The organism is Bradyrhizobium sp. P2_E8, from assembly GCF_056403875.1.
Map to the genome: position 1 here is coordinate 1 of NZ_JBFUES010000245.1, position 10,559 is coordinate 10,559.

Here is a 10,559-nt window from a genome sequence, read left to right on the forward strand (position 1 = left end):
GCCGATCATGGTGCCGAGACCGAGCGCGATGGCGACCGCGATCTTCACCCAGTTCGGGATGAACTTCGTGGCGCTATCGAGCCCGCCCTTGTAGGCGTTCAAGGTCGCGACCTCATCCTTGTTGAGGTCGTTTTCTTTGTCCTTCATCAGGAAGCGGATGGCTTCCGAGGTCAGGTACATGTCGTTACGGGTGTTGCCGACCACTTCCGCCGGTACCTTGTTGAGCGAGCCGTACTTCACGACCTGGTCGCCGACATCCTTCACCAGCACCGACAGCGAGGGGTAGGTGCCTTCGCTGATGTGGTGCGAAGTGATGTACTGCGTCACCGCAGGACGGGGATCGCCTATGATCGAGTGACCGGCGCCCTTGGCCGCGATCACCTTGGAGGCGCCCTCCGAGACCTTCTGGAACTGGGCGACCTGGGATTCCGGCAGCGCGCGGTTGAGCGCGTAGGCGGTCGGCACGGTGCCGATCAGGATCAGCATGATCAGGCCCATGCCCTTCTGGCCGTCGTTCGAGCCGTGGGCGAAGCTGACGCCGGTGCAGGTCGCGATCAGGAGGCCGCGGATCCAGAGCGGCGGCGCCTTGTTGCCTTCAGGCGCGGCATAGAGCGCAGGGTTGCGCACGATGAACTTGAGCAGCAGCAGCAGCACGGCGGCGCAGATGAAGCCGAACAGCGGCGACAGCAGCAGCGCGTAGCCGATCTCGGTGGCCTTGCTCCAGTCCACGCCCGAGGTGCCGTCGCGGCCGCGCATCACGGCGTTGGCGATGCCGACGCCGATGATCGAGCCGATCAGCGTGTGCGAGGAGGAGGCGGGCAGGCCGAAATACCAGGTACCGAGGTTCCAGAGGATCGCGGCGATCAGCAGCGCGAACACCATCGCGAAGCCGGCGCTGGAGCCGACCTGAAGGATCAGCTCGACCGGCAGCAGCGAGACGATGCCGAAGGCGACCGCGCCGGAGGACAGCAGCACGCCGAGGAAGTTGAAGAAGCCCGACCATATCACGGCGACTTCGGCCGGCAGCGAATGGGTGTAGATCACAGTCGCCACCGCGTTGGCGGTGTCGTGGAAGCCGTTGACGAATTCGAAGCCGAGCGCGATCAGCAGCGCGACGAACAGCAGGATGTAGGGCAGGAAGGTCGTCACCCGCGTGCCGGTCGCGTTGACGTCGGCATAGATGCTGTAGGCGACGAACAGCAGGCCCGCGGCGAGGATGCCGAAGAACAGGATCATCGTCAGCGGATTGAAGCCCTTGTCGAGATTTGGCCGAGAGGCCGGCTGGATCGGCGCGGGATCGGCTACCGCGCGGTCGAATGCTACATCGGTCATGTCAGGACGCCCCTTAACTTTCAGGTAAGGGTATTGTCCGCGATGGATTTGAAGGCTGGATGACAAGCGGTGGTTGAAAGGCGTTTTCCCGCCGTTATTTAGGCGGCGCGCGCGGATTTCTTCTGCAAGTTGGCCGCGATCTTCAGATCTTCGACAAAGCGCTGATATTCCAGCACTTTGGCTTCGGGGTCGGGCAGCCGCAGCAGATAGGACGGGTGCACCGTCACCAGCGCCTTGCGGCCGTCGGGAAGGTCGATCAGCCGGCCGCGGGTCTTGCCGATCGGGGTGATCTTGCCGAACACGCTTTGCGCGGCGGTGGCGCCCATCGCCACGACGAGATCGGGTTGAACGGCCGCCAGCTCCCGCTCATACCATTGCCGGCATGCCCGGATCTCCTTTGTATTCGGCTTCTGATGCAGGCGGATTTTTCCGCGCGGCACGAATTTGAAGTGTTTGACCGCGTTGGTGACATAGACCTTCCTGCGATCGACGCCGGCTTCCTCCAGCGCGCGGTCGAGCATCTGGCCGGCGGGGCCGACGAAGGGATGGCCGGCGAGGTCTTCCTTGTCGCCGGGCTGCTCGCCGACCAGCATGATGGTGGCGTCTTTCGGGCCTTCGCCGAACACGGTTTGCGTCGCGTCCTTGTAGAGCGGGCAGGCACGGCAATGCGCGGCCTCCTCGCGAAGCGCTTCGAGATCCTTGGCGGCTGCTTTGTGTCCCATGATGGCTTCCGGACGTGGGGAAATCCGTCCGCCGGTCCAGCGTTCGGCATCGGCGAGCAGGGGTCCAAGTATCGATCCAAGCGTCGATGCGTCCTGGAGGTTCCTCCGGCGCTTCACCGGCGCGTCGGTCGTCGTCAGCCGGTCGGGCTGGAAATGGCGCCGCCAGGTTTCCTCCAGGCGCCCTGGGGCCGGCCACTCCGTCCGGCTGATTCCAGGCGTGAAGGAGATCGCGTGACCGTTCCAATGGGCACAAACGTCAGGCGTGAGGATCGACCAGGGCATGTCGGCAAAACGACGCGCGAAGAACGGCGCGGCAAATGCGACGATGTGATGCTCCGGCTCGAACCAGGCGGCGTAATGCGCCTTCTGCTCGCGCCCGATCTCGCGGAAGCGGACGAGATCGCGCATCCGCTGCGCATCGCGCTGCACCGCGCCTGCCATCGTGATTATCTGCGCCACGTCGGGATCGCTCATCGTTGCGAGCAGGTCGTGATCGACCTTCAACCGCCAGAGCAGGCGATAGAGCAGCGCAAAACGCTCGCCCTCGCAATGCAGGATCGCGACGCGGGCAAGCTCGATGAAATTGGCCGGCACGGTGAACGTGCTCTCGGTCTCGATCGGCGGAAGGCTCGGCGCTTCGGACAGGCCGGGCGGCATCTGGTCTTCCGTCTGGCCTTGCACGTGCCACACCACGTCCGCCGGGGCGACGTGATGCAGGGCGAATGCGCGAGCGGCTTTGCGCCAGCCGTCGAAATCGGTCTCGCTGTTCAGGGTGACGAGGTACATGGCACTCGAATCCTCTTGATTCCGCTCATGAATCCGAAGGCGCGCCAATTCGATTGACTCCCAGGGCGCCGTTAGCTTTATATTAGAACATATCATGAACAAATGAGCCAGCCGCGGGTTCTTATTTTTGAGCCACGGCACCTATCTCAAAGGAGCGGCGAGCATGAGCGGCGCACGCATGAGCGCGCTTGCGACCCTGCGCGGCCAGATCGAGCGCATCGAGACGGCGGAGGTCGTGCATCAGCGCGATCGCGTCGCGCTTGGCCACGGCGAGGTCGACAGCGCGCTGAAGGGCGGACTTGCGCGTGCGGCGATCCACGAGGTGTTTTGCGAGGGGCGCCAGGGCGCCRCCGCGACCGGGTTTGTCATGGGCGTTGCGGGACGCGTGACCGCACGCCGGCCGCTGCTGTGGGTGCGGCAGGATTTTTCGGAGCTAGAAGCCGGTGCGCTGTCGATGAGCGGACTCGCCGAACTCGGCCTCGATCCGCGCCGCGTGGTGATGGTGCGCGCGRCCGATGTGGAGAGTGCGCTGCGTACTTCGGCCGATGCACTCGCCTGCGATGCGCTCGGCGCGGTCGTGCTCGAGCTCTGGGGCGAGACGCGGCAGTTCGATCTCGTGGCGAGCCGCAAGCTGACGCTGGCCGCGCAAGGCTCCGGCGTCACCGGCCTGCTGCTGCGGATGGCCGCGCAGCCGCTGCCCTCGACCGCGGAGACACGATGGATGCTGCGTGCGGCGCATTCGCCGCCGGGCTCGATGTGGAGCGCCTGGGGCGCGCCGCGCTTCGATGCCGAGCTGTTGCGCAATCGTCATGGCCCATGCGGCCGGTGGATCATGGAATGGAAATGTGATGAGTGCCAGTTCAGTGAATCGTCGGCGTATCCTCAGCCTGTGGCTGCCGCACCTGCCCATCGAGCGGATCCAGCGGTTCCTTGGCAGCGCCGGACTGCATAAGGACAACGAGCCAAGCGTCGTCGTCATCAAGGACACCAATGCGCTGGTGATCCATGCGCTCGACGATGCGGCGTCGCGTCTCGGGCTGCATATTGGCCAGCCCTTGGCCAATGCCCGGGCGATGTGCCCGGACTTGCGGGTGTTCGATGCCGATGTCGTCGCCGATGCGAAGACGCTGAGCGACATCGCCGACTGGTGCGACCGTTTCACGCCGCTGGTTGCGCTCGATCCGCCGCACGGGCTGTTTCTTGATATCACCGGCTGCGCGCATCTGTTCGGCGGGGAAGCTGCGCTGTTGCAGACGCTGGTTCGCGCGCTCGGCCGACAAGGCTTTGCCGTCAGCGCGGCGATTGCCGGCACCTCGGTCTGCGCGCGGACTCTGACGCGGCAGGTCACAGGCACCATCGTCGCCGATGGCGGGGAGGCGGAGGCGATCAGCCGGCTGTCGGTGTCTGCGCTCGGCGCGGGCGAGGCCATCACCACCGGCCTGCGCCGCGCCGGCCTGAAGACCATCGGCGATGTCGCATCGCGCAGCGCCCACGAGATCACGGCGCGGTTCGGCGCGCGGTTCTCCACGCTGCTCGCGCACGCGCTGGGGCAGGGCGATGCGCCGATCAATCCGCGAAAGCCGCTGCCTGATTACATCGTGGAGAAGCGCTTTGCCGAGCCGATCGCGACCGACACCATGATCGCGATGACATTGTCGCGGCTCGCCGACACGTTGATCGCGTCCATGGAGAAGCAGGGCAAGGGCGCGCGGCGGCTGGAGGCCGCCTTCTTCCGCACCGATGGCGTGGTGCGCGCGATCATGGTCGAGACCGGACGTCCGGTGACGCGAAGCGCCGTCATCGACCGCCTGTTCCGCGAGCGGCTCGATGCGCTCGCCGATCCCCTCGATCCCGGCTTCGGCTTCGACATGGTGCGGCTGTCGGCGAGCCGCACCGAGATCGTGGTGCAGGAGCAGCGCGATCTCGACGCCCATGTCCACGACAATGACGAGCTCGCCGCGCTGATCGACCGCATCGCCGCGCGGATCGGTGGAAAGCGCGTCGTCGTGCACCTGCCGCAGGATACCCATATCCCCGAGCAGGCGGTGCTGGCCGCGCCGGCGCAGCATCACCTCGCCGCCGCCATGCAGGCCGAATGGCCGGCCCGTGTCGAGAGCGAGCCGCCGCTGCGCCCGCTCAGGCTGTTCGACAAGCCTGAGCCGATCAAGGTGCCGTTCGCGACCGTGCCCGACGGTCCGCCGCATCAATTCACCTGGCGCCGCGCGCTGCATGCGGTGGTGCGGGTGGAGGGGCCCGAACGCATCGCCATGGAATGGTGGCGGCAGGACGGCAAGCAGTTGACGCGGGACTATTTCCGCATCGAGGATGCCGAGGGGCTGCGCTTCTGGATTTTTCGCGACGGTCTTTACGAGGGGGAGGTGTTCGACGACGACGGCAAGCCGGTTCCTCCCGGCTGGTATGTGCACGGTCTCTTCGCATGACCGCGTCCGCTTATGCCGAGATCGGCATCACCACCAACTTCTCGTTCCTGCGCGGCGGCTCGGATCCGCGCGCCTATGTGCATCAGGCGAGCATCCTCGGCATTGCCGCGATCGGCATCGCCGATCACAACACGCTCGCCGGCGTGGTGCGGGCCTACAAGGAGCTCGACAATGACAAGGTGCTGCACAAGCCAAAGCTGCTGATCGGCGCGCGCATCGTCTTCATCGACGGCACGCCCGACATTTTTGTCTATCCGCGCGACCGCGCAGCCTATGGCCGGCTCTGCCAGCTTCTCACCAGGGGCAAGCGCGGCGACGACATCACGCGGATCGAGAAGGGCGAGTGTCGTCTCACCTTCCCTGATCTCCTCGCGTTTTCGGAAGGCCAGCTTCTGGTCCTGACCCTGCCGCATCGCTTCGAGCCGGCGCAGGCGCTGGATGTTCTTGCAAAGCTCAAAGCGACCCGCGCCGATGGCGTGTGGCTGGCGGCGAGCCTGGTCTATCGCGGCGACGACCGGCGTCGCCTGGCGCGGCTCGATGATCTCGCGGGAAAAGCAAAGGTGCCGCTGCTCGCGACCAACGAGGTGCTCTATCACGATCCCGGCCGTCGCCCCCTCCAGGACGTGCTGACTTGCATCCGTGAAAAGACCACGATCGAGGCGGTCGGACGGAAGCTCGAGGCCAATGCGGAGCGCTTTCTCAAAACTCCACGCGAAATGTCGCGGCTGTTCCGGGACTTTCCCGGGGCGATCGCGGAGACCATGCGCTTTGCGAACAAGATCGACTTCTCGCTCGACCAGCTCAAATATCAATATCCGGACGAGCCGGTGCCGCCGGGCAAGACCGCGCAAGGGCATCTGGAGGATCTGACCTGGGCGGGCGTCGATAAATATTTCGCCGGCGAAATCGATGACAAACTGCGTGCCACACTCAAGAAAGAGCTCGCGCTGATCGCCGAGCTGAAATACGCGCACTACTTCCTCACCGTGCACGACATCGTCCATTACGCGCGCAGCCAGAACATCCTGTGCCAGGGCCGCGGCTCGGCGGCGAATTCGGCCGTCTGCTACGTGCTCGGCATCACCTCGGTCGACCCGACCAAGGTCGATCTCTTGTTCGAGCGCTTCATTTCCAAGGAGCGGCTGGAGCCGCCCGACATCGACGTCGATTTCGAACATTCGCGGCGCGAGGAGGTGATGCAATATGTCTATCGCCGCTATGGCCGCCACCGCGCCGCGAYCATCGCCACGATCATCCATTATCGTCCGCGCAGCGCCATCCGCGACGTCGGCAAGGCGCTGGGCCTGACCGAGGACGTCACCGCCGCGCTCGCCGACACCGTCTGGGGGAGCTGGGGCAGTGGCCTCAACGACATGCAGGTCAAGCAGGCCGGGCTCGATCCGCAAAACCCCATGATCAACCTCGCGGTCGAGCTTGCGACCGAGTTGATCGAATTCCCGCGTCATCTCTCCCAGCATGTCGGCGGCTATGTGCTCACCCAGGACCGGCTCGACACCTATGTGCCGATCGGCAACGCCGCCATGGACGACCGCACCTTCATCGAATGGGACAAGGACGACGTCGACGCACTCAACATGATGAAGGTCGACGTGCTTGCGCTCGGCATGCTGACCTGCATCCGCAAATGTTTTGACCTGATCGCGGGCCACAAGGGCGAGCACTGGGTTCTGGCGAGCGTTCCGCAGGACGATCCCAAAGTCTACGACATGCTGTGTGACGGGGAGTCGCTCGGCGTGTTCCAGGTCGAGAGCCGCGCCCAGATGAACATGCTGCCGCGCCTGAAGCCGCGGACGTTCTACGACCTCGTGATCGAGGTCGCGATCGTGCGGCCGGGGCCGATCCAGGGCGACATGGTGCATCCGTATTTGCGGCGGCGGAACGGCCAGGAGAAGGTGAGCTATCCCTCGCCATCACCCGAGCATGGTCCCGCGGACGAGCTCTACAGGGTGTTGCACAAGACGAAGGGCGTGCCGCTGTTCCAGGAGCAGGCGATGCGCATCGCGATCGAGGCGGCCAAATTCACCCCCGAGGAGGCCAACGGCCTGCGCCGCTCGATGGCGACCTTCCGCAATGTCGGCACCATCGGCACATACGAGGACAAACTGATYGGCAACATGGTCGCGCGCGGCTACGATCCCAACTTCGCCAAAAGCTGCTTCGACCAGATCAAGGGCTTTGGCAGTTACGGCTTTCCTGAGAGTCACGCGGCGAGCTTTGCGCAGCTCGTCTACATTTCGTCATGGCTGAAATATTATCATCCGGATGCGTTCTGCTGCGGCCTTTTGAACTCGCAGCCGATGGGTTTCTACGCGCCGGCGCAGATCGTCGGCGATGCCCGCAAGAACGGCGTCGAGGTCCGCGACATCGACGTGTCCTGCAGCTTTGCGCAGAGCACGCTGGAGCAGGGGAGCGGCAAATATTGCGCGGTACGCCTGGGCTTCCGCCAGATCGACGGCTTCCATTGGCTGGACGAGGATGAGGAGCGCCTGAAACACTCCCAGCTGTCATTCCGGGGCGCGCCACTTGGCGCGAACCCGGAATCCATCGGACCGCATATGCCTGGCGGAATGGATTCCGGGCTCGACGCTGGCGCGTCGCCCCGGAATGACAAGAAGGAAGACTGGGCCGACCGCATCGTCGCCGCCCGCAACCGCCGTCCCTTCACCTCGCTCGAAGACTTCGCCCGCGACACCGGCCTGCCCAAGCGTGCGCTGATCCTGCTTGCCGATGCCGACGCGTTCCGCTCGCTCGGGCTCGATCGCCGCGAGGCGCTGTGGCAGGTGCGGCGGCTGCCCGACGGCGTGCCGTTGCCGCTGTTCGAGGCCGCCACCGCCCGTGAGCAGCCCGACGAGCACGCAAAGCCATTGCCCGTGATGCCGCGCCCCGAGCAGGTGGTCGCGGACTACCAGACCATCCGGCTGTCGCTGAAGGGCCACCCGATGGAATTCCTGCGTGAGATGTTTTCGCGCGAGCGCGTCGTCGCCTGCAAGGACGTCAATCATCAGAACGAGCGGCGCCGCGTCCGCTGCGCCGGCGTGGTGCTGGTCGCCGCGCTGATCGAGCCTCTCAACGACGACCGCCGCGATCACGCGGACGCGCCGGCGCAGAAAATGCGCCACCCCCGCAACGTCCGCATCCTGCCGCCGTCGCGGGATTTTCATTGAGGATGTGACGCAGAATGCCGCCACACCGTCATTGCGAGCGCAGCGAAGCAATCCAGAGTCTTTCCGCGGACGCAGTCTGGATTGCTTCGCTACGCTCGCAATGACGAGTTTTGTTGAAGCGATCGCCCTCACTCTCGGTCGTCATACCCCGCGAAGGCGGGGTATCCAGTACGCAGCGGCCTCTCGGTTCTAGCTGCACTGTCTCTGGAATACTGGATCGCCCGCCTTCGCGAGCGATGACAGCGCGCCCTCTAAAAATTCACCCGGTTCGAGATCGCCCCGTCCACGACGAGATTGGAGCCGGTCGTGAACCCCGACACCGGGCTTGCCAGAAACACCGCGGCGCTTGCGATCTCCTGCGGCGTTGCCATGCGGCCGGTAGGGTTGCGCTTCATCGCATCCTTGTAGCGCTCGGGCATGTTCTGCTCGATCATGTTCCAGACGCCGCCCTTGAAATAGACGGTGCCGGGCGAGACCACGTTGACGCGGATCTTCTTCTTCGCGTATTGCCGCGCCAGCCCCTTGGCCATGTGGATCAGCGCCGCCTTGATCGGGCCGTAGGAGCTCGCGAGATCGGCCTGTGCGGCCGAGATCGAGGAGATGATGACGAAGGCGGCGTCACCGCTTGTCTCGCCACTCGCTTCGAGGAACGGTCGCGCGGCATCGAATGCATGCACGGCGCCGAGCACGTCGAGCCGGAAGTTCTGCTCCCAGGACGCCGCATCCGGACCTTGCGCCATCGCGCCGGCATTGGAGAACAGCATGTCGATGCCGCCGAGCTCCTTGGCAGCGCCCTCGACCCAGGATTTCAGCGCCGTGCCGTCGGTGACGTCGACCGGGCTGCCGGTGGCGCGGATACCGCTCGCCTTCAGCTCAGCGACGGTGGCCGCAACCTGATCCGCGTTGCGCGCGCATACCGCGACATTGGCGCCTTCGCCGGCCAGCGTCGCCGCGATCGCCCGCCCGATGCCGCGCGTGCCGCCGAGGACGATGGCGTTCTTTCCCTTGAGACCGAGATCCATGTTTGTTTTCCTTGTTGTTGGTCGTTCGACTTTAGCGGTTTACGCGACGGCGTTGAATACGGTCTCCGCGTCATAYCCCGCGAAAGCGGGGTATCCAGTACGCCGCGGCGTCTCGGTTCTATCTCTGGCATCTCTGGAATACTGGATCATCCGCCCCAGTGCGCAAGTGCGCACAAGGCGGATGATGACACCGTGCTGGATGGCCAAGACCGCGACGACCTCACTCCGGCGCCGCCCCCACCGGCGGGCCGCCGGGCGGGCGGTGCAGGTAGGTCAGCGAGACGTAGGCGCCGGCCCAGGAGCCGAGCGCCGCGAAAGCGACATAGAAGGCGTTTTCGGTATAGCTGATCACCGCGTAGGAGGAGAGCAGGTACCAGACCGCACTCCAGTTCGCCGCCGGCACGCGCTTGCGCGCGATAACGGCGGAGGTGAACATGACATAGACCGCGTCGGTGGCCGCCGTTGCGATGAACACGGCGCCGGCGGTAAGGGGATCGATGGCGGCCATTGCATTCCTTTCTGCGATCGTGACATGGTCGCGAAAAGTACAGCATGATCCGGAAAAATGGGCAGCGGTTTTCCGGAAGGATCCGTACTTTAAAACAATAGCCCGAAAGGGAGAGAAGCGGCCATGCAAAGCCCCGCCGATATTCTCAAGGGTATCTGGACCTCCGTTGGCGGCGATCCTGTCGCGCTCGAACGTGTACGGCTGACCGGGGAGGAGCCGCAGATCCCGTCCTCGTTTCGTGTCGCTGTCGCCGGCCAAACCACAATCGCTGCCGCAGGCCTCGCCGCCGCCGAAATCTGGCGACTGCGAAGCGGTGAGGCGCAGGACGTCCATGTCGACATGCGCCATGCCGTGGCCGAATGCCGTTCGGAGCGCTATTTGCGTCTCGACGACAAGCCGCCGCCGCCGGCCTGGGACGCCATCGCCGGCGTCTACAGGACCGGCGATGGCCGCTTCGTCCGCTGCCACACCAACTTTCCGCATCACCGCGACGCGGTCTGCAAGGTGCTCGCCTGCGAGGCGGAGCGCGAGAAGGTGCAGGCCGCGTTGATGCGGTGGAAGGG

The 10,559-nt window shown here is 65.0% G+C and carries 7 protein-coding genes and 1 pseudogene; 4 read left to right on the forward strand and 4 right to left on the reverse strand.

What is annotated here, in order from left to right:
* Positions 1–1,332, reverse strand: a 1,332-nt coding sequence (locus AC1D00_RS15780) for an inorganic phosphate transporter (protein ID WP_477011312.1), incomplete at its 3' end; no start/stop codon positions are given.
* 98 nt (positions 1,333–1,430) lie between these two features.
* Positions 1,431–2,840: a UdgX family uracil-DNA binding protein gene (locus tag AC1D00_RS15785; protein ID WP_477011313.1), complete on the reverse strand. Its 1,410-nt coding sequence runs from the start codon at positions 2,838–2,840 to the stop codon at positions 1,431–1,433.
* Between the two features lie 163 nt (positions 2,841–3,003).
* On the opposite strand from AC1D00_RS15785, the gene AC1D00_RS15790 reads away from it, so the two are divergent.
* Genes AC1D00_RS15790 through AC1D00_RS15800 form a run of 3 tightly spaced genes read left to right on the forward strand, consistent with a single transcriptional unit; the run spans position 3,004 to position 8,466 of the window.
* The gene (locus AC1D00_RS15790) at positions 3,004–3,792 is read left to right on the forward strand and encodes an ImuA family protein (protein WP_477011314.1); all 789 of its coding nucleotides are present in this window, start codon (positions 3,004–3,006) and stop codon (positions 3,790–3,792) included.
* Positions 3,689–5,281 (forward strand): Y-family DNA polymerase, encoded by a 1,593-nt coding sequence (locus AC1D00_RS15795; protein ID WP_477011315.1) that lies wholly within the window; start codon positions 3,689–3,691, stop codon positions 5,279–5,281. Before AC1D00_RS15790 ends, AC1D00_RS15795 begins: the two co-directional genes overlap by 104 nt.
* Entirely contained in the window at positions 5,278–8,466 is a 3,189-nt protein-coding gene (locus tag AC1D00_RS15800) for an error-prone DNA polymerase (protein WP_477011316.1), read from the forward strand. The genes AC1D00_RS15795 and AC1D00_RS15800 overlap by 4 nt, the downstream gene beginning before the upstream one ends.
* 251 nt (positions 8,467–8,717) lie before the next feature.
* On the opposite strand, the gene AC1D00_RS15805 is transcribed toward AC1D00_RS15800, so the two are convergent.
* Positions 8,718–9,488, reverse strand: coding sequence for an SDR family NAD(P)-dependent oxidoreductase (locus AC1D00_RS15805; RefSeq protein ID WP_477011317.1), 771 nt, complete (start codon positions 9,486–9,488; stop codon positions 8,718–8,720).
* Between the two features lie 220 nt (positions 9,489–9,708).
* Positions 9,709–9,996 carry a hypothetical protein gene (locus AC1D00_RS15810; RefSeq protein ID WP_028172312.1) on the reverse strand — a complete coding sequence of 96 codons (288 nt, stop codon included), beginning with the start codon at positions 9,994–9,996 and terminating at the stop codon, positions 9,709–9,711.
* Between the two features lie 123 nt (positions 9,997–10,119).
* Between AC1D00_RS15810 and AC1D00_RS15815 the strand changes: the two are divergent.
* Positions 10,120–10,559: pseudogene (locus AC1D00_RS15815) on the forward strand (CoA transferase); the annotation flags it as partial.